Below are 19625 nucleotides of genomic sequence, written 5' to 3'. Positions count from 1 at the left end.
TGGTGGTGGTAGGCGCCCCGCCGAAGGCTCTCCGTCTCGAAGTTCATCATACGAATTATGTTTCCGCAAGAATCGATCGAGCTGACTGGCGGTCTCAGTCCGGCGGCTCCGGCGGCCCCGGAGCAGCGGCCGGGGCGGACGGTGTGGTGGCTGTGGACCGTCCGTCCAGGAGCCTCCGGAGATGCTCCAGGCCGTCCAGGGCGAGCCGGTCCTGCGTGACGGCGAGTGGGCGCCAGATCGAGGCGGCGGTGGCGATCGTCTCGTTCTCGGCCGTGAACGACTCGATGCAGACCGCGCCCCGGTAACCGGTCCCGCCCAGCGTGCCGAGGAAGCGCGGCCAGTCGAAGTGGTCCGCGCCGGGAGCGCCCCGGTCGGTGCCGCTGACCTGCACATGCTTGAGGTAGGGGCCGGCGGTCGCCAGTGCCGCGTACGGGTCCGCCTCCTCGATGTTCATGTGGTACGTGTCGACCATCAGGCCGACGTTCGACGGCAGGCCCTCGATCATCTCCACGGCCTGCCCCAACGTGTTCACGACACTCGTCTCGTACCGGTTGAGCGCCTCCACCCCGAGCGAGACGCCCCGCTCGGCGGCATGGTCGGCGACCGGCGCGAGCGCCCGCCGGAACTCGGCGTAGCAGGCGAAGCGCTCCGCCGCCGACATCCGCCAGGTCCGGCCGACCGAGGCGTACAGCGGGCCGCAGACGCAGGACGCGCCGACGGCCGCCGCACTGTCCACACAGCCTTTCAGGTACGCCACGGTGGACTCGACCACGGCCGGCGGCGCGTACACCAGGTCCCGCCCCGGCGGCGTGACCGCGCAGACGGCGACGGCGGCCAGGCCGTACCGGGCCAGCAGTTCGCGGGTCCGGGCCGGGTCCCAGTCGCCGGGCTGCTCGATCGGCAGCTCGACCGCGTCGAAGCCGTACGCGGCGATCCGCGGGACGAGGTCGGCGAGGGCCCGGTCGTCGACCGGGGACGTCCAGACCCACGGGTTGACACCGATGGCGTACAAGCTGCCTACTTCCAGCGTTGCGGGTAGCCGGGCAGGTCGGTGCAGCCGCACATCGCGTAGTGCAGCGGTGGCATGCCCGGGTCGAGGTACTGGTCCAGGTTCTCCTGGGTGATCGTCGGCTGCGGCAGCTTCCACGGGTTGGAGACCGGCTGGCCGTCCAGGATCCGCAGCGCGGCCAGCACCGGGGTACGCCACTGGTAGGTCGGGTAGGTCGGTGCGATGGCGGTGAGGTTCTTCTCCTTCCACAGCTTCAGGAAGTCGAGCTGGTCCTCGCCGTTGATCGGCGGCACCGGCTTGCCGGCGTCCTGGAACGCCTCGACCGCCGCGACCGCGACCGCTCCGGCGTCCATCCAGACGCCGTCGATGGAGCCGTGCCGCTGGAGGTAGTCGTTGACGATCTTCTTGGTCTTGGCCGGGTCCCCGTCGGTGAACTCCACCCCGACGACGTCGACCTTCGCCTTGTCGAAGGCGACCTTCGCGGCGGACCAGCGGGTCTCCAGTACGTCGACACCGGGCAGGATGCGCAGCGCGAGCAGCTTGCCGCCGGGCTTCATCCGCTGGCTGACGAACTCGGCACCGACGTGCCCGAAGCCGTAGCCGCCGATCGGGTTGATGAAGGTCACCGGGCAGTCGGTGTCGACACCGCGGTCGAAAACGACGACCGGCAGGCCCGCCCGGCAGGCCGCCTCGACGGCCGGGGTGAGCGTGGCGGTGGTGTTCGGCGAGACGAGCAGCGCGTCGCAGTCCTTGCCGAGCAGGTCGTTGATGTCCGCGATCTGCTTCTGGTCCTTGCCCTCGGCGTCGACGTGCACGAACTCGCTGATCCGGCTCTTCTGGGCCTCGACCTCGGCCTGCATGGTCTTGAACCCGACCTGCCGCCACGGGTTGTTCAGGGCCGCGTTGGAGAAGCAGATCTTGTGCGGGCCGGCCTTCTTGAACTTCGTGGTCTCCGCCATCTTCGGGTCGAGGACCTGCTCCCACGGCTTGTCCGCCGGGCCGGTCGGGGTGGCGCCGAGCAGCGCGAGTTCGGCGTCGTAGTCGGCCTGCACGAAGAACTTGGACTGTTCGCCGGTGCCCGAGCCGGCGGCCGCGCTGGCGGTGCCGGAGGGGGTCGCGGTCGGCTCGTCGGTGGCGCACCCGGCGAGCGACAAAAGGGTGACCGCGGCCAGAGCCGCGAGGGAGCGTTTCACGGTATTTCCCCTTATCTGGACGAGGAACGCATTGCCGAGACCGCCACGGCGGCCAGGATGATCACGCCCTGGACGGTCGACCTGAGGGCGCCGGAGACGCCGTAGAAATTCATCAGGGTGAAGAGCAGTTCGAGGGTCAGCGCCCCGAGCATCGCGCCGACGACCGAGCCGCGGCCGCCGCCCAGCGCGACGCCGCCCAGCACGACGGCGGTGATCGCGGTGAACTCCAGGCCGGCGCCGGCCTGGAACGAGACCCCGCTGTAGCCGCCGAGCAGGATCGCCGCGACCGCCGCCGCGAGGCCGCTGAGCATGAAGGCGATCGTCCGGGTACGCCAGACCCGTACCCCGGCCAGTTCGGCGGTGCGCGGGTTGTCGCCGACGGCGACGAGCGTCCGGCCGAAGTCGGAGCGGCCCAGCAGGACGGCCAGGGCGGCGAGGACCAGCAGCACGAGCAGCGCGTACGGGACCCGGCCGAGCAGCGGCACGTCCTCGAAGGCACGCCGGCCGAACCGGCGGAACTCCTCGGAGAGCCCGCCCCTCGGCGCACCGTCGGACCAGAGGTACACCGCGCCGACGAGGATCAGGAACATGCCCAGCGTGGTGATGAAGGACGGCACCCGCAGCCGGGTGGTGACCAGGCCGTTGACCAGCCCGACGAACAGGCCGGCGGCGAGCAGCAGCAACACCACCGGCCAGGTCCGGCCCGGGTCGCTGTCGATCAGCCGGGCGGCGACCACCACCTGCGCGGTGACCAGGGAGCCGACGGAGAGGTCGAACTCGCCGGAGACGATCACGAAGTACTGCCCGGCGGCGAGCAGGATGATCGGTGCGGAGCGGCCGAGGAAGGACATCAGCGACGGCGGGGCGAGGAAGTCGGGCTGCCGGACCGCGACCAGCACCAGCAGCAGCGCGAGGATGGCGACGATCGGCAGTAGCCCGCCGGGGCGTACCCGGGACAGCGGTGACCGCAGCGGAGGGCGCTCGACGGTCTGCATCTAGGCCGCCTTCCGCAGGGACCGGTGGGCGTAGAGGGCGACCGCGGCGATGATCACGATGCCCCGGATCACCTGCTTGACGAACGCGTCGACCTCGAGCTGGTTGAAGACGGCGTCGATGCTGGCCAGCAGCAGTACCCCGCCGACGGTGCCGACCACGCCGCCCCGCCCGCCGGCCAGCGCGGTCCCGCCGATCACCACCGCCGCGATCGACTCCAGGTCGTAGAGGCCCTCGGTGCCGACCCGGGGAGCGCCCGAGCCGAGCCGGCTGGCCAGGTAGATCCCGGCCAACCCGGCGCAGAGCGAGCAGAGTACGTGGGCGGTGACCAGGACCCGGCCGGTGCGTACCCCGGAGAGCCGGGCCACCTCCGGATCGCCGCCGACGGCGAGCAGGTGGTGCCCGAACCGGGTACGCGTGAGCGCGAACCAGACTGCCGCGGCGACGGCGAGCAGCAGCAGGAACGACACCGGCACCGGGCCGATCCGCTGGTAGCCGAGGGTCTGCACCAGCGCCGGGGAGGTCCTGCCGGCCGGGCCGGCGTACCCGTGGTCGAGGTAACCCTTCAGCAGCAGCCCGACGCCGAGGGTGGCGATGAAGGCGTTCACCCGCAGCCGGGTGACGAAGAGCCCGTTGAGCAGCCCGATCGCGGCGCTCACCCCGAGGGCGAGCAGGACGGCCGGCAGCAGTGCGCCGTCGCTGCCGGCCATGGTCTCGGCGGCGAGCAGGGTACTGAGGCTGACCACGTACGCCACGGAGAGGTCGAGGGAGCCGCCGAGGATGACCAGGGTCTGCCCGACGGCGACGAGCCCGAGCCCGGCGGCGACGTGCAGCAGGCTCACCGTGGTCGCCTGGTTGAAGAGCTGGCCGCCGTCGATCCCGACCACCAGGGCGCCGATCGCCAGGGTCAGGGCCAAGGCGACGAAGACTCCCGGAACGCTCCGCCGGACCGCCAGGATGGGTGCGGCGGTCATCCGGCGGTCTCCCGTACCGCACCGACGGCCAGGGCGAGCACGTCCTGCTCGGCGGCGCCGGCCGGCAGCTCGCCGGCGATCCGGCCGTCGCGGAGGACGACTATCCGGTCGCTCATGCCGATCAGCTCCGGCAGCTCGGACGAGATCATCAGCACCGCGGCGCCGTCCCGGGCGAGCCGGCGGACGAGGTCGTGCACCACCGCCTTGGCGCCCACGTCGATGCCCCGGGTCGGCTCGTCGAAGAGCAGGATCCGGGGACTGAGGGCGAGCCAGCGGGCGAGTACCACCTTCTGCTGGTTGCCGCCGGAGAGGAAGCGGATCTCCTGGTCCTCCCCGGCGGAGCGCAGTTCCACGGCACCGAGCAGTTCCCGGACCCGTACGGTCCGGGCGGCGTGGCCGGAGCGGACCCGCATCCGCACCGCCCGGCTGGCCAGCAGGGCGTTGTCCAGCACCGACTGCCGGCCGACGATCCCCTCGCCCTTGCGGTCCTCGCTGACGTAGGCGATGCCGGCCCGGATCGCCTCGCGCGGCGAGCGCAGTGCCCGGGTGGTGCCGTTGACGGTCACGGTGCCGCTGGTGAACGGGGCGACGCCGAAGAGCGCCCGGGCCAGCGCCGAGCGCCCGGAGCCCTGTAGGCCGCCGATGCCGAGCACCTCGCCGGCGCGCAGCTCCAGGTCGACCCCGCGCAGTTTCCGGTTGCCGCCGTCCCGGACGCTGAGCCGGACCGGCCCGACGTCGTCCGGTGCGGCCCGCTCCGGGTAGTAGCTGGACAGCTCCCGGCCGACCATGTGCCGCACCAGGTCGTCCACTGTGGTGTCGGCGGTCTCCAGGGTGCAGACCCGGCGGCCGTCCTTGAGCACCGTGATCCGGCTGGACAGCGCGAAGACCTCGGTGAGCCGGTGCGAGACGTAGAGCAGGCCGATGCCGCGTTCGGTGAGCCGGCGGACCAGGCCGTAGAGCAGTTCGACCTCGTGGTCGGCGAGTGCCGCGGTGGGCTCGTCCATGATGAGCAGCCGCACGTCGAGGGCGAGCGCCTTGGCGATCTCGACGACCTGCTGCTGTGCCACCCCGAGCTGTCCGACCGGCACGTCGGTCGGCAGCGAGGTCTCGCCGATCGAGCCGAGCAGTTCGGCGGTGCGCCGGTGCATGGCCCGGCGGTCGACCAGGCCGCGGCGCACCGGCTCGTGGCCCAGGTAGACGTTCTCCGCGACGGTGCGCTCCGGCAGCAGGTTGAACTCCTGGTGGATGATGCCGATGCCGGCCCGCTGCGCGTCGCGCGGGCCGCGGAACGTCCGGTCCGCACCGGCGAAGGTGAGGGTGCCGCCGTCCGGGGCGTGCGCACCCGAGACGATCTTCATGAGGGTGGACTTCCCGGCGCCGTTCTCGCCGACCACCGCGTGCACCTCGCCGGCCGCCACGTCGAGGTCCACCCCGTCGAGGACGCGTACTCCGAGGAACGACTTGCCGACGTCGCGGAGCGAGAGCAGCGGCGTCCGTATGGCGGCATCGTCTGACAAAGCTCAGATCACTTCCTTGACACCCATGAGACGTAACACGTATGAAGATAGATGTTCACATCCGTGCATGCAATCCTCGTTCTGCCGTCCGGCCCGGCGTGTGGCCCCACGCGGCGTCGAACCGTCCACGATGGCCGGACAGGGGATGGCAACCGCTCGGCCTGGAACATCAGATCAATCCTGCGAGGAAATATTGACATGTATCTATGATCTGGTCATCCTGACCTCGCGGACCACGGGACGGACACACGGCAGCCCAAGTAACGCTGTGTGACGTTCTGCGGCGCTGACTGCCGTCGCGGCGGACGGCACGACGACCGACCGGGCGAACCCGCGCTCCCGGCGTCCAGGCCCCGACCTGGCACGCCGCGGCCCGCGGCCGGCCCGTGGTCGCACCCCGCCCCGCCCCTGCGAAAGAGAGACGGCATGCGTCGCAAGACACTTATCACCGGAGTGCTGGCCGGCATGTTGCTGGCACTGGCACTCGTCCCGCCGGCAGCGGCGGCCCCCACCTTCCGAGCCCTGCTGTTCACCAAGACCACCGGCTACCGGCACGACTCCATCCCCGCGGGGATCTCGATGTTCCAGCAGCAGGCGGCGGCGAACAACTTCGAGCTGGTGCACAGCGAGGACTCGAGCGTCTTCACCCAGGCCAACCTGGCCACCTTCGACGTACTCATCATGTTCCAGACCTCGGGCATGGTCTGGACCTCGGCCGCCCAGCGGCAGGCGGTGGAGGGCTACCTGGCCAGCGGCAAGGGCATCGTCGCCATCCACAACGCCACGGACATGGGCATCGAGTCCGAGTACCCGTGGTGGGACCAGACGGTGAACGCCGGAGCGCACATGCCGGAGCACTCACCCGGGGTACTGCCCGGCACCGCCATCGTCGCCGACAAGAAGCACCCGTCGACGGCCAGCCTGCCGGACCGGTGGAACCGCAGCGAGGAGTGGTACAACTTCGACCGCAACCCGCGCGGCCAGGTGCACGTCCTGGTCACCGCCGACGAGCGGACCTACAACCCGGGCTCCCGGGCGATGGGGCCGGACCACCCGATCTCCTGGTGCCGCAACACCGGCGGCGGGCGGGTCTGGGCCACCGCGATGGGGCACGCCATCGAGTCCTACAGCGAGACGCACTTCCGCAACCACGTGCTCGGCGGGGTCAAGTGGGCCGCCGGCAACGAGCCCGGCGACTGCGGCGGCACCGTCTGGGGCAACTTCGAGAAGCGCACCCTCGACGACAACACCGTCGACCCGATGGCCCTGGCGGTGGCACCCGACGGCCGGGTGCTCTACGCCCAGCGGGCCGGCCAACTGAAGATCTTCAAGCCGTCCACGAACACCACGGTCACCGCCGGCACGCTCAGCGTCTACACCGGCGGCGAGGACGGCCTCACCGGCATGGCGCTGGACCCCAACTTCGCCAGCAACGGGTACGTCTACCTCTACCACTCGCCGGCCAGCAGCTCGACCGACGTCAACCGGGTCTCCCGGTACACCCTCACCGGCGACACGCTGAACCTCTCCAGCGAGGTGCGGATCATCGACATCCCGGCGTACCGGGACCGGACGTTCCCCGAGCCCGGCCACACCGGCGGGTACATCGAGTTCGGCCCGGACGGGAACCTCTTCATCGGCACCGGTGACGACACCCCGCCGAACCTCGACCCCAACTGGCAGGGCTACGCCCCGCTGGACTGGCGGTCCGGCAAGTCCAACCTGGACGCCGCCCGGTCCGCCGGCAACACCAACGACCTGCGCGGCAAGCTGCTCCGGATCAGGCCCTCGGCAAGCGGCGGATACACCATCCCGACCGGCAACCTCTACCCGCAGGGCACCGCGCAGACCAAGCCCGAGATCTACGCGATGGGCTTCCGCAACCCGTTCCGGTTCTCGGTCGACCCGGCGAACGGCTGGGTCTACCTGGCCGACTACGGGCCTGACCGGAACCCGCCGACCACCAACCGGGGCCCGGAGGGGCTCGTCGAACTCAACGTCATCAAGTCCCCGGGCAACTACGGCTGGCCGTTCTGCCACGGCGACAACCAGCCGTACGCGCCGTTCAACCCGGACACGGGTGTGGTCGGTGCCAAGTTCAACTGCTCGGCGCCGGTGAACAACTCGCCGAACAACACCGGCCTGACCAGCCTGCGGCCGGTCGTCGCACCCCAGATCTGGTACGGCTACGGCACCTCGCCGACCTTCCAGGAGCTCGGCTCCGGCGGCTCGGCGCCGATGGGCGGCCCGGTCTACCGGTACGACCCGGCGAACCCGTCCCAGACGAAGTTCCCGCCGTACTACGACGGGGTGCACTTCTTCTACGAGTGGGCGCGCAACTATGTCAAGGAGGTGCACTTCGACTCCGCCACCACGGTCACCCGGACCAACCCGTTCCTGCCGGCCGGCAACTTCAACAAGCCGATGGACATGGAGTTCGGCAAGGACGGCTCGCTCTACCTGCTGGAGTGGGGCACCAACTTCGGTGGCGGCAACAGCGACTCCGGGCTCTACCGGATCGACTACATCCAGGGCGGTCGGTCGCCGATCGTCAAGGCCACCGGTACGCCCACCAGCGGCAACGCCCCGCTGAACGTCCAGTTCAGCAGCGCCGGCACGGCCGATCCCGACCCCGGCGACACGCTCAGCTACCAGTGGACGTTCGGTGACGGCACCACCTCGACCGCGGCCAACCCGGCGAAGGTCTACACCGCCAACGGCAACTACACGGCCCAGTTGAAGGTCACCGACAGCAGCGGGAAGAGCGGCTTCGCCAACGTACAGATCACGGTCGGCAACACCGCTCCGGTGGTCACCATCACCACCCCGGCCAACGGCGGCATGCTGACCTTCGGGGACAAGGTGTCGTACCAGATCACCGTCACGGATCCGGGTGGCGCCGCGGTCGACTGCTCCAAGGTGCTGCTCAACCCGGCCCTCGGCCACGACGACCACGCGCACGAGACCACGGACTACGCCGGCTGCTCCGGGACGATCTCCACCGACCTGCTCGGCGGGCACCCCGACGGGGCCAACCTGTTCTACGTGCTCAACGCCCGGTACACCGACAACGGCGGTGCCGGCGGCGCGAACCCGCTGACCGGGCACGGGCAGGCAATCCTGCAACCGAAACACAAGCAGGCCGAGTACTACAGCAGCCAGTCCGGCACCCGGGTGGTCGACCAGGCCGGTGCGGAGAGCGGCAAGCGGGTCGGCGACATCTCCAACAACGACTGGGTGGCGTTCACCCCGATGAGCCTGTCGGGCATCACGAACGTCAGCTACCGGCTGTCGTCGCCGTCCGGTGGCGGCACGATCGAGCTGCGCGCCGGTTCACCGACCGGCACGCTGCTGGCCACCACTCCGGTGCCGAGCACCGGCGGCTGGGACAACTACCAGTCCACCCCGCCGGTCAGCGTGGCGTCGCTGACCGGGTCGCACACCCTCTACCTGGTCTTCAAGGGCAGCGCCAACAACTGGTTCGACCTCGACTCGCACACCTTCGGCGGCAACGGGGTCGGCGTACCGGGTTCCGGTAACCCCGATCCTGGCAGCGGCGTGGCGGGCAAGACCTGGACCCTGACCGCGCAGCACAGCGGCAAGCTGATGGACGTCAGCGGCGTCTCCACCGCCGACGGCGCACAGATCCACCAGTGGGCGGCGACCGGCGGCAACAACCAGAAGTGGCAGGCCGTCGACGCCGGGAACGGCGCGGTCTACCTGAAGGCCGGGCACAGCGGCAAGTGCGCCGAGGTGACCGGCGGCTCCACCGTGCAGGGTGCCTACCTCCAGCAGGCCACCTGCAACAACACCGACCGGCAGAAGTTCACCGTCACCGCCACCGGAACCTCCGGGGTGTACACGGTGAAGAGCGTGCCCAGCGGGCACTGCCTGGACGTCGACGGCGGCGGCACCGCCGACGGGGCGCGGCTGTTGCAGTGGGGCTGTCACAGCAACGCCAACCAGCAGTGGCGGTTCACCGCGGCCTGACGCGTTCGACTCGACGCGCAGGCCGGTGACGGCCCGGTCGGGCCGCCGCGGAGGAAGAAGGGCCCCCTCATATCGCTTCTTGTATATGAGGGGGCCCTTCCTAACGGCCGGGCCGCCGCTCGCGGGCGGCGGGCTCAGTCCGCGGACGGGGGCGTTTCGAGCAGTCCGGCCGCCGCGAGCGCGTCCCAGAGTTCGTCCGGAACGACCGCCGTCGACCGGCGCAGGGTCTCGGCGACCTGGGAGCGGTCGCGCAGGCCGACCACCGTCGAGACGACCGCGGGATGCCGGCGTACGAAGGCCAGGGCCGCCTGCGGCAGGGTGACCCCGTGTTCCTCGCAGACCGCCGCGATCCGCCGCGCCCGGTCGAGGAGTTCCGGCGGAGCGGGCCGGTAGTCGTAGTACGCGTCGGCCGGTGGCCGGTCCCGGGAGAGCAGCCCCGAGTTGTAGACCCCGGCGACCACCACGCCCACCCCGGCATCGGTGGCGGCGGGCAGCAGGTCGCCGGCCGCGCCCTGTTCCAGCAGGGTGTACCGCCCGGCGCACATCACCACGTCGACGTCACCGCCGGCCACGAACCGGGCCAGCATCGCAGACTGGTTCATCCCGGCGCCGATGGCCCGCACCACGCCCTGCTCCCGCAGTTCGACAAGCGCGGGCAGCGCCCCGGTGACGGCCTCGGTCCAGTGCTCGTCCGGGTCGTGCAGGTAGACCACGTCGAACCGGTCCAGCCCGGTGCGTTCCAGGCTCGCCTCCAGCGACCGGAGCACGCCGTCCCGGCTGAAGTCCCAGACCCGCCGGTGGCTGGCCGGGACGTCGAACCCTTCCGGGTCGCGCCGGTGTGCGTCCTCCGGCGAGGGTACGAGCAGCCGGCCGACCTTCGTCGACACCACGTACTCGTCGCGGGGGCGGGAGCGCAGGGCGGCGCCGAGTCGCCGCTCGGAGAGCCCGAGTCCGTAGTGCGGCGCGGTGTCGAAGTAGCGGATCCCGCCGTCCCAGGCGGCGTCGACGGCGGCGGCGAACTCCTCGTCGGTGCTCGCCCGATAGAGGTTGCCGCCCTGCGCGGCGCCGAAGCCCAGCGCGCTGAGCCGGACCAGTGGGCTACGCGGCAGCTCCCCGACCGCCCCGCCCGCCGGCTGTCCGCTGCCCGGCTGTCCGCTCACCGGCCCAGCCATCCGCCGTCGACGGGCAGCACCACGCCGTTGACGTAGTCCGAGGCGGCGGAGGCGAGGAAGACGGTCGCGCCGGCCAGGTCGTCGGGGCGGCCCCACCGGCCGGTCGGGATCCGGGCGAGGATGGCGGTGTTCCGGTCGGCGTCCTCGCGCAGCGCCCGGGTGTTGTCGGTGGCGATGTAGCCGGGCGCGACGGCGTTGACGTTCACGCCGTGTGCCGCCCACTCGTTGGCCAGTGCCCGGGTCAGCCCGGCGATGCCGGACTTCGCGGCCGCGTACCCCGGCACGGTGATCCCGCCCTGGAAGCTGAGCAGCGACGCGGTGAAGATGATCTTCCCGCGTCCCCGGTCCACCATCCGCCGGCCGAGCTGCCGGCTCAGCACGAACTGGCTGTTCAGGTTCACCTCGATGACGTGGTCCCACATCTCGTCCGGGTGGTCGACCGCCGGGGTCCGGGCGATCGTGCCGCCGTTGTTTACCAGGATGTCGACCGGGCCCAGCGCGTCGACCTGGTCGGCCAGCTCGTGCACCGCGCCCCGGTCGGCGAAGTCCGCCCGCAGCGGCGTGAACCGTCGCCCGGCGGCGCGGACCCGGCGTTCCACCTCGCTGCCGTCCGGTTCCATCCGGGCGGAGACGCCGACGATGTCGGCCCCGGCCAGCGCCAGCGCCTCGGCCATGGCCAGCCCGATGCCCCGGCGGGCGCCGGTCACCACCGCCGTCCGCCCGGACAGGTCGAACAGGCCGGTCACCGGGCATCCTCCCGCCAGTCGAGCAGTACCTTCAGCACGGCGCCGCCCTCCAGGGCCGTGAAGGCGGTGTGCACGCCGTCGACGGGTACGACCTGGGAGATCAGCGGCTGGACCGGGACGGTGTCGGCGGCGACCAGCCGGACCGCCTCGACCACGTCGTCGCGCTGGTACAGCCGTGCACCGAGCAGCTCCAGTTCCCGCCAGAAGAACCGGTGCAGGTCGACCGGGCGGGGTTGCGGATGGATCGCGACCATCACCAGCCGGCCCCGGGTGGTCAGCACCCGTACCGCTGTGTCGACACCGGCGGCCGAGCCGGACACCTCGAACGCCACGTCGGCGCCGGCGCCGCCGGTCCACTCCTCGGTCAGCGCGACCACGTCCGCGGTGCTCGGGTCGACCGTCTCGATGCCCAGCTCGGCGGCGACCGCCCGCCGCGCGGGAGCGGGTTCGACGAGTTTCACCCGGGCGCCCCGGGCCCGGGCGACCAGGGCGATGAGCACGCCGACCGGACCGCCGCCCACCACGACGACGTGCTCGTCCGGCCGCAGGTCCGCCCGCCGGACGTCGTGCACGGCGACCGCGACCGGTTCGACGAGCGCCGCCCGGTCGAGCGGCAGTTCCTCGGGCAGCGCGATCACCAGGTCGGCGGGCAGCGTCCAGGACGACTGCATCGCGCCCGGTGAGTCGATGCCGAGGAAGTCCATCCGGTGACAGATGTGCGAGGTACCCCGCCGGCAGGCGGCACACCGGCCGCAGGACCGGGTGGGCATCACCGTCACCGGCTGGCCCACCGACCAGCCGGTGACGTCGGGACCGACCGCCTCGACCAGGCCGGACATCTCGTGCCCGAGTACGGCCGACGGGCCGACCCGGGCGTCCATGTCCCCGTGGTAGATGTGCAGGTCGGTGCCGCAGATCCCGGTGTACGCCACCGCGATCCGGAGCTGGCCGGGGCCCGGCGGCGTCGGGTCACGCTCCTCGATCCCGAGGTGGCGGGCGCCCCGGTAGACGACTGCCTTCAATCGATCCTCCGTCTCGGCGTTCGGTTGTCCGTTGCCGCGGGCCGCCGGGGCGGTCGCGGTGCGGGAGGTCTGCGGCGGGTCAGGGATGGTGCCGCCGGTGGTTGGCGGTGGGGCCGACGCCGACCGGGCCGACCGGGAGCAGTGGGCGGGCGCCGTCGGCTCCGGCCAGCAGCCGCCGCCCGGCCCGTTCCGGCCGGACGTTCGGGCTCTCCGCGGTCACGCCCCCCGGAGTACGGTCCGACCGCCCGATCGCCTCCTCGTCGAGCAGTACGCCGAGGCCCGGCGAGTCGCCGAGGACGAAGGCACCCTCCTCGACGTGCAGGTCGAGGGCGACCCCGATCGGGCGGTGCAGGTCCTGCAACTCGCTCACCAGGTGGTTCGGCACCGAGGTGGCGGCGTGCAGCAGCCCGGCCGGGCTGTTGCCGATCGGGCTGACCGGCAGGTCGTGGGCGTGGGCGAGGGCGGCCACCCGGAGGAAGTGCGTGATCCCCCAGACGGCGGACGCCTGGACGACGTCGACCGCCCCCGCCGTGATCAGCGGGCGGTACTGTTCGAGCCCGGTCAGGTTCTCCCCGGTGGCGACCGAGGCCCGCACCCCGCGGCTGACCGCGGCCAGCCCGTCGGCGTCCCAGCGCCGGACCGGCTCCTCGATCCAGATGAGGTCCAGCACCCGCTCCAGTTCGCCGACGTGCCGGACTGCCTGCTTGCGGGTCCACGCCTCGTTGACGTCGAGCATCAGTCCCGGCCGCTGCCCGGGGGCCGCCTCGGCGAGTACGTCCCGGACCAGGCAGAGCCGCTCCCGGTCCCGGTCGATGTCGAGGCCGCCCTTGAGCTTGGCGGCCCGCAGCCCGTGCCGGGCGTAGCGCTGGTACTCCGCGACCAGCTCGTCGTCGGTCAGCCCGATGTCCAGACCGGACGCGTACGCCGGGACCCGCCGGTCGCGGCCGCCCAGCAGTCGCCAGAGCGGCTCACCGGCCGCCTTGGCCTTGATGTCCCAGAGGGCGGTGTCGATCGCGCCGATCGTGCCGAAGACCTGTCCCGCGTGGCCGGCCTTGAAGGTCTGCCGCAGCATCCGGTCGTAGAGTGCCGGCACCGCGCGGGGATCCTCGCCCTCCACCGCCGGGAAGATCCGCTCGATCTCGACGTGCGGCCCGAAGCCCACCCCGGTGATCCCCTCGTCGGTCTCGACGACGACGATCGGCAGCGAGGTGACCCCGTCCGGGAAGATCCCGTTGGCGTCGCCGACGGGGCGCCCCCACTCCTGGACCGTGCTGAGGGTCCGGTACCCGGTGATCCGCATGTCAGCCCTTCGTGGAACCGGCGGCGACGCCGTCGGCGATCTGGCGCTGGAGGAAGAGGTAGACCAGCAGGACGGGAATCGCGGCGATCATGACACCGGCGGCGAAGGTCGGGATGTCGTCGGAGTACTGCCCGCGCAGCGAGGTCACCCCGACCATCAGGGTGCGGTGCTCGGCCGAGGGCATCACCACGAGCGCCATCAGGACGTCGTTCCAGCAGAACAGCGCGTTGAGGATGCCGACCGACAGCAGGGCCGGGGTGCCCAGCGGCAGCATGATCCGCCGGTAGACGCCGTACACGCTGTTGCCGTCGATCCGGGCCGCGTCGATGATCTCCGCCGGGATGGTCTTGTAGTAGCTCGTCATCAGGAAGACCGTGAAGGGCAGGAACTGCGCCACGTACACCAGGATCAGCCCGGGGTACGTGTCGAGCAGGCCGGTGTCCGCCATGATCCTGGCGAGCGGCACCATGATCACCTGGAACGGGACGAAGAGCCCGGCGAGACAGCCCAGGAAGAGCGCCGACGACCCGCGGAACCGCAGCTGGCTCAGGGCGAAGCCGGCCATCGAGCCGAACAGCAGCAACAGCAGCACCGAGGCGGTCACCACGACGAGCGAGTTGACGAAGTACCGGCCCATCCCGACGCTGGTCCAGGCGGTGACGACGTTCTCCCAGCGCAGCGCCTCGGTGAGCGAGAAGCGGTCCAGGATGTACTCCCGCCGGGTCTTCATCGCGACGTTCGCGGTGAAGACCAGCGGATAGACCGTGGCCAGCGCGAGCAGGGCCATCGGGATCGCGACGAACCACCGGCCCAGGCCGATCCGGGACATCAGTCCACCCTTCCGGTCCGGCGGAGCAGCCTGATCTGGAGCAGGCCGACGACCAGCATGATCACGAAGAGCACCGTCGACGCGGCCGAGGCCAGGGCCGGACGGTTCATCTGACCCTGCTGGATCCAGACGTAGTACTCCGGTAGGTAGGTGGAGCCCTCCGGGCCACCGCTGGTCATGACGTAGAGCAGGCCGAACATCGAGGTCAGCATCCCGATCATCGTGGTCACGAAGACGAACTGGATGGTCCGGGTCAGACCGGGGACGATCACGTGCCAGATGGTCTGCGGCAGGGACGCGCCGTCGACCCGGGCGGCGTCGAGCAGCGCGGCGTCCAGGGTCGCGAAGCCGGCCAGGAAGACCACCAGGGCCATCCCGAAGGTCGCCCAGACGTGTACGCCGACCACGACGAACATCGCCACGTCCGGGTCGCCGAGCCAGTCCACCGGACCGAGGCCGACCGAGCCGAGCACGCTGTTGACCGGGCCGTCGAACGCGAGCAGCAGGTTGAAGATCGCGCCGACGATGACCGGCGAGAGTACGGCCGGGAAGAAGTAGACGCTGCGGTAGAGCCGGTGCCCGGGTACGCGCAGGAAGATGAGGGTCGCGAGCAGGCCCGGGATGGCCACCGCCACCGGCAGCAGCAGCACGAGCAGCCCGACGTTCCGCAGCGCCTGCCGGAACAGCGGGTCGTCGAGCAGCCGGAGGTAGTTGTCGAAGCCGACCGCCGTGCCGTTGCGGTCGCCGTCGCCGGTGAAGGAGAAGTTGACTCCGAGCAGCAGCGGCCAGAGCCGCAGTACCACGATGATCAGGACGGCCGGCGCCACCAGCACGTACGGCGCCAGCCGCTCGGCGGTCAGCCCTCGGGACCGCCGCCGCGGCCGGGTACGGCCGCCGGGCGTGCCTCGGGCAGCCTCGCCGGCCCGCCCGGCCGAAGCCGGGCGGGCCGACGACACGGTTTCTCGGATCGACACCTGATCAACCCGCCTTGTCGACCGCGGCCATCTGCTTGGCGACCTCGTCGACGGTGACCGAGCCGCTCAGGAGCTGCTGGGAGAGGCGTCCCATCAGCTCCAGCGCCTCCGAGGAGAGCGCGACGTGCAGCGCTGGCTTGCCGGACTTCAGCCCCGAGATCATCGTCCCGACGGCCGGGCCGGCCTGGGTCGCGTCGATCGTGGTGTCGGCGGCGATCGCGCCGGCATCGGCGAAGAACGCCTTCAGGGCGTCGGTGGAGGTCAGCGAGCGCACCAGGTCGGCGGCCACCTTCGGGTCCTTGGTCCACTTCGCGACGCCGTACCCGATGCCGCCGTCGTACGGCAGGCTCGGGGTGGTGCCGGCGGTGACCACCGGGGCGCCCATCACGCCGAGCTTCTCCGGCGTCAGGAACTCGTTGAAGTCCTTCCAGTGCCCCACGTCCGACATCAGCCCGATCACGTGGGCGGCCTTGCCGGACTGGAACAGCGCGAAGGAGTCGTTGAACATCGCCGTCGAGTTGGCGCCGTCGTTGTTCAGCTTCTTGTCGCCGGCCTCCTTCCAGAGCTGGAAGATCCGCTTGACGTCCGGCGAGTTCCAGTCCCGCTTGCCGGCGATCCAGGCGTCGTACTCGGCGGTGGTGAGCACGCCGGAGGCCAGGCCGGAGAGCCAGAACTGGATGCCGTAGCCCTCCTTGTTGCCGAGGGCGAAGCACCTGGCGCCGGTCTTGCTGGTGATGGTGGCGCAGTTGGCGGCGAACTCGTCCCAGGTGCCGGCCGGCTTCGCCGGGTCGAGTCCGGCCTTCTCGTAGAGCGACTTGTTGTAGTAGATCGGGTGCCCCTGCAGGGTGACCGGGCTGGCGTAGGTCTTGTCGGCGGCGGTGAACGCCTCCCAGCCGGCCAGTCGTTGCCGGTCCTCGGCCACGTACTCGTCGAGCGGCAGGAGTGCGCTGACCCGGTCGCGGATCTGGCCGCCGCCGTTGAAGAGGACGACGTCCGGCCCCTTGCCGGCCTGGATGGCCGCACCGAGCAGGGTGTAGTACTGGTCGAACGGCTGAGCCACGAACTCGACGGTGACGTCGGGGTGCTTCTTGGCGAAGTCGGCCTTCGCCTTCTCGATATAGGCTGCGGCTGCGGGTTCACCGGATTTCCAGTCCCAGACCACCAGTTTGTCCCCGGAGCCCGAGGACGAGGAACCGGATTCTGTGGCGCTTCCGCAGCCGGCCAGCGCCAATCCCGCAACGAGGACCGCTGACCAGACTGCTCGCTTCATCGCGCTGCTCACCTTCGTAGGGAGTGGCCGACCGGGCGGCCGGGGATGTTGCTAGATTGCGGCGAAGGTAACTCGTATGACGTCTGACGTCAATAGTCAGGCCGTACACTGAACACGCCGTTCGTATCCCACACATGCGCACGGCACCCCGGAGGGGACATGACGACATCGCGACAAGCGAATCCGGGCGCTCCCGCACCCCCGGCCTGGTCACGGCGACCGGCCAACCTGGCCAGGGCGGTGACCGCGGAACTGGTCGAGCGGATCGTCCGCGGACAGCACCCGTCCGGCACGCCGCTGCCGCCCGAGCCGATCCTCTGCGAGACCTTCTCGGTCAGCCGGACCGTCGTCCGGGAGGCCGTGAAGATTCTCCAGGAGAAGGGGCTGGTGCAGGTCCGGCAGGGCAGCGGCACCACCGTCACCCCGCCCTCGATGTGGGACATGCTCGACGAGCTGGTCCTCGGTGCGACAATCGCCCAGGACGACACCCTGGCGATCCTGGACGACCTCGTCGTCACCCGGCGGGTGCTGGAGTCCGACATGGCGAACGTGGCCGCCCGGCAGGCCGGCCCGGAGCACCTGCGACGACTGCGCGAGCTGGTGGACCGGATGGACGAGCTGGTGGACGACCACGTCGCCTACCACGACCACGACCGCGCCTTCCACGACACCGTCATGCAGGCGTCCGGAAACCGGATCGCCCGCGGCGTCGTACGGTCGCTGGAGAGCCAGGTGGTGAACACCGCCCGGTACATGGGCCGGACCGAACGGGCGCTCTGCGTGGCGTCCAACCAGGGACACCGGCGCATCTACGACCGGATCGCCGCGCAGGACCCGGAGGGCGCCGCCGAGGCGATGTTCACGCACATCACCGAGGCGTGGCTGGTGCGCCGGGGTGGATCGGGCAGTCCGGCGCGCCTGCAACGGTGATCCGACCCCGCGCGGCCGGAGGTCCGGCCCCGCGGCCCGACGCCGGAGCGGGCTCCCGGTCGGCGGAGGGCCCACTTCCGCCGCCGTGAGCCCGCCTCGTCCGGTCGGCGCCGAGCCGTCGGGGCCGGAGTATCTGCTGGACCCCGGCGGGAGCAGGGCCACGACCCGTAGTGCCCCGGGCCGTGGCCGCTGCCCTGTCCCGCCAGAGCGCGGAAGGGCGTGTCCCTAGAACTGCGCGAAGAACCGCCAGATCTCACCCTTGGTCCAGGTCGTGACGCCACTCTCCGAGTAGGTCCCGTCGACCGGGCCGGGCATGTGGCCGTTGTCGAACGCGGCCCACTGCACCGGGTACCCCGACCGGCAGCCCGAGTAGGCGGTGGTGCGGTGCGTCCGGCTGCCCGCCGCCGGCTCGGGCGGGTTCTGCGCGGTGCACCCGTTGTTCCGGACGAACGTGTCCCGCAGGCCCCGGCCCTGGGAGATGTTCAGGACGTTGTCCGAGATGCCGTGCAGCCCGAAGTACGCGATGGGTTGTGACCCGCCGCTGCACCCGCTGATCTGCGCGCCGGCGATCACCGCGACCGCCCGGAAGACCGTGGCCCGCGCGCAGGCCAGGGCGTAGCTCATCCCGCCGCCCCAGCTGAAGCCGGTGGCGAACCGGCGGGCCGGGTTGACGCAGAGGTCGCTCTCGATCTGGCGGATCATGTCGTCGACGAAGACCACGTCCTCACCGCCGGAGTTGGCCCAGCCGTTGCCGAAGCCCTGCGGTGCCACCAGGATCGCGCTGTTGTTGCCCGACTGCTCCCACTGGCCGTAGTAGGACCAGGCCTGGCCGCTGGTGCCGCCCGAGTCGATCTCGTTGGCGGTGCCGCCCCGCCAGTGGAAGGCGAAGATCAGCCGGTACGGGGTGCTGTTGTTGTAGTTGTTCGGCATCCGCAGGATGAAGCTGCGGGCCTTGCCGTTGCTCTGGATCGAGTGCGTGCCGTTGCGCAGCGTCGGTGCCTTGCCACATCCGGCGCTGCCACCGGTCGGCGGCGGGTCGGTCGGTCCGCCGCCGCCGAGCCGGACCAGCTGCCACTGCTGGTTGTTGCCGTTGCCGTCGGCGTACTGGACGACGTTCGCGCCGTCGGCCGTCGAGGCGCCCTGCACCTCCACCGCCTTGTTGCTGTTCCGGTTGAGCAGCCGGACGTGGCCGCCGTCCGAGTCGGCGAGCCGGAACTGCTGGTTCGTGCCGTTGTGGTCGGCCCACTGGACGATCGCGCCGCCGTCGGCGGTCGACGCGTTCGACACGTCGAGGACCTTGCCGGAGTGCCGGGACTTCAACCGGTAGTAGCCGCCGCCGGAGTCGACGAACTGCCACTGCTGGTTGGCCCCGTCGTTGCGGGTCCACTGGCTGATCCGCGCACCGTCGTTGGTGGCCAGGCCGTACAGGTCCAGGGCCTTGCCGCTGTTCCGGTTGACCAGCACGTACCAGGCGTTGGTGTCCACGGTGGCCGCCGAGGCGGGTGTCGCGTGCAGTACGCCGAGGGCGCCGGCCGCGAGGACCGCCGCGGCCATCGCCGCCAAGCCTGCCCGCCAGCGGTGTCTGTGCCTGACAGCGGGTGGTGCCGCACCGGTGGCCTTCATGATCCGCTCCTTCGATCGGGCCACCCGCGATCAGGACGGACGCGGGCTGGCCTGCCGTGTGCCGGCGTCCGGTGGTGGCGTCA

General features: G+C 71.1%; 15 protein-coding genes. 2 read left to right on the top strand and 13 right to left on the bottom strand.

What is annotated here, in order from left to right:
• Positions 1 to 94 precede the first annotated feature (94 nt).
• The 5 genes from O7626_RS27935 to O7626_RS27915 are packed head-to-tail and all read right to left on the bottom strand — an operon-like array spanning position 95 to position 5686.
• Positions 95 to 1012: a sugar phosphate isomerase/epimerase family protein gene (locus O7626_RS27935; protein ID WP_278064053.1), complete on the bottom strand. Its 918-nt coding sequence runs from the start codon at positions 1010 to 1012 to the stop codon at positions 95 to 97.
• Between the two features lie 5 nt (positions 1013 to 1017).
• Entirely contained in the window at positions 1018 to 2202 is a 1185-nt protein-coding gene (locus O7626_RS27930; protein WP_278064052.1) for an ABC transporter substrate-binding protein, read from the bottom strand.
• Positions 2203 to 2213: 11 nt separating this feature from the next.
• Complete coding sequence (locus O7626_RS27925) at positions 2214 to 3197, bottom strand: ABC transporter permease (RefSeq protein ID WP_278064051.1); 984 nt, start codon at positions 3195 to 3197, stop codon at positions 2214 to 2216.
• Positions 3198 to 4169: an ABC transporter permease gene (locus tag O7626_RS27920; RefSeq protein ID WP_278064050.1), complete on the bottom strand. Its 972-nt coding sequence runs from the start codon at positions 4167 to 4169 to the stop codon at positions 3198 to 3200.
• Positions 4166 to 5686 carry a sugar ABC transporter ATP-binding protein gene (locus O7626_RS27915; protein ID WP_278064049.1) on the bottom strand — a complete coding sequence of 507 codons (1521 nt, stop codon included), beginning with the start codon at positions 5684 to 5686 and terminating at the stop codon, positions 4166 to 4168. The genes O7626_RS27920 and O7626_RS27915 overlap by 4 nt, the downstream gene beginning before the upstream one ends.
• A 426-nt stretch (positions 5687 to 6112) precedes the next feature.
• On the opposite strand from O7626_RS27915, the gene O7626_RS27910 reads away from it, so the two are divergent.
• Positions 6113 to 9676 carry a ThuA domain-containing protein gene (locus O7626_RS27910; RefSeq protein WP_278064048.1) on the top strand — a complete coding sequence of 1188 codons (3564 nt, stop codon included), beginning with the start codon at positions 6113 to 6115 and terminating at the stop codon, positions 9674 to 9676.
• Positions 9677 to 9810: 134 nt separating this feature from the next.
• On the opposite strand, the gene O7626_RS27905 is transcribed toward O7626_RS27910, so the two are convergent.
• From O7626_RS27905 to O7626_RS27875, 7 genes are all read right to left on the bottom strand, one after another.
• Positions 9811 to 10836, bottom strand: a complete 1026-nt coding sequence (locus O7626_RS27905; RefSeq protein WP_278064047.1) for an aldo/keto reductase — start codon at positions 10834 to 10836, stop codon at positions 9811 to 9813.
• A complete protein-coding gene (gene kduD, locus O7626_RS27900) occupies positions 10833 to 11594 on the bottom strand; it encodes a 2-dehydro-3-deoxy-D-gluconate 5-dehydrogenase KduD (RefSeq protein WP_278064046.1) in 762 nt (253 codons plus the stop codon). The genes O7626_RS27905 and kduD overlap by 4 nt, the downstream gene beginning before the upstream one ends.
• A complete protein-coding gene (locus tag O7626_RS27895; RefSeq protein ID WP_278064045.1) occupies positions 11591 to 12616 on the bottom strand; it encodes an alcohol dehydrogenase catalytic domain-containing protein in 1026 nt (341 codons plus the stop codon). Before O7626_RS27895 ends, kduD begins: the two co-directional genes overlap by 4 nt.
• 79 nt (positions 12617 to 12695) lie before the next feature.
• Positions 12696 to 13916, bottom strand: coding sequence for a mandelate racemase/muconate lactonizing enzyme family protein (locus O7626_RS27890; RefSeq protein WP_278064044.1), 1221 nt, complete (start codon positions 13914 to 13916; stop codon positions 12696 to 12698).
• Between the two features lies 1 nt (position 13917).
• Complete coding sequence (locus tag O7626_RS27885) at positions 13918 to 14745, bottom strand: carbohydrate ABC transporter permease (RefSeq protein ID WP_278064043.1); 828 nt, start codon at positions 14743 to 14745, stop codon at positions 13918 to 13920.
• Complete coding sequence (locus tag O7626_RS27880) at positions 14745 to 15719, bottom strand: sugar ABC transporter permease (RefSeq protein ID WP_278064042.1); 975 nt, start codon at positions 15717 to 15719, stop codon at positions 14745 to 14747. Before O7626_RS27880 ends, O7626_RS27885 begins: the two co-directional genes overlap by 1 nt.
• A gap of 4 nt (positions 15720 to 15723) precedes the next feature.
• Complete coding sequence (locus tag O7626_RS27875) at positions 15724 to 16881, bottom strand: extracellular solute-binding protein (protein WP_278064041.1); 1158 nt, start codon at positions 16879 to 16881, stop codon at positions 15724 to 15726.
• A 267-nt stretch (positions 16882 to 17148) separates the two neighbouring features.
• Here O7626_RS27875 and O7626_RS27870 point away from each other — a divergent pair, with 267 nt between their 5' ends.
• Positions 17149 to 17919 (top strand): FadR/GntR family transcriptional regulator, encoded by a 771-nt coding sequence (locus O7626_RS27870; RefSeq protein ID WP_278064040.1) that lies wholly within the window; start codon positions 17149 to 17151, stop codon positions 17917 to 17919.
• A 225-nt stretch (positions 17920 to 18144) separates the two neighbouring features.
• On the opposite strand, the gene O7626_RS27865 is transcribed toward O7626_RS27870, so the two are convergent.
• Positions 18145 to 19473, bottom strand: coding sequence for an RICIN domain-containing protein (locus tag O7626_RS27865; protein ID WP_278064039.1), 1329 nt, complete (start codon positions 19471 to 19473; stop codon positions 18145 to 18147).
• Between the last annotated feature and the right edge of the window lie 152 nt (positions 19474 to 19625).

Source organism: Micromonospora sp. WMMD1102, from assembly GCF_029626265.1.
Classification (GTDB): domain Bacteria; phylum Actinomycetota; class Actinomycetes; order Mycobacteriales; family Micromonosporaceae; genus Plantactinospora.
Note: the sequence above shows the minus strand (reverse complement) of the source record. Positions and strands in the feature narration are given on the sequence as shown.

What these genes read in the sequence shown, in the direction of transcription:
- O7626_RS27890 (WP_278064044.1), bottom strand. Translation starts at nt 13,916, where the DNA reads ATGCGGATCACCGGGTACCGGACCCTCAGCACGGTCCAGGAGTGGGGG.
- O7626_RS27910 (WP_278064048.1), top strand. Translation starts at nt 6,113, where the DNA reads ATGCGTCGCAAGACACTTATCACCGGAGTGCTGGCCGGCATGTTGCTG.
- O7626_RS27925 (WP_278064051.1), bottom strand. Translation starts at nt 3,197, where the DNA reads ATGCAGACCGTCGAGCGCCCTCCGCTGCGGTCACCGCTGTCCCGGGTA.
- O7626_RS27865 (WP_278064039.1), bottom strand. Translation starts at nt 19,473, where the DNA reads ATGGCCGCGGCGGTCCTCGCGGCCGGCGCCCTCGGCGTACTGCACGCG.
- O7626_RS27870 (WP_278064040.1), top strand. Translation starts at nt 17,149, where the DNA reads ATGACGACATCGCGACAAGCGAATCCGGGCGCTCCCGCACCCCCGGCC.
- O7626_RS27885 (WP_278064043.1), bottom strand. Translation starts at nt 14,745, where the DNA reads ATGTCCCGGATCGGCCTGGGCCGGTGGTTCGTCGCGATCCCGATGGCC.
- O7626_RS27920 (WP_278064050.1), bottom strand. Translation starts at nt 4,169, where the DNA reads ATGACCGCCGCACCCATCCTGGCGGTCCGGCGGAGCGTTCCGGGAGTC.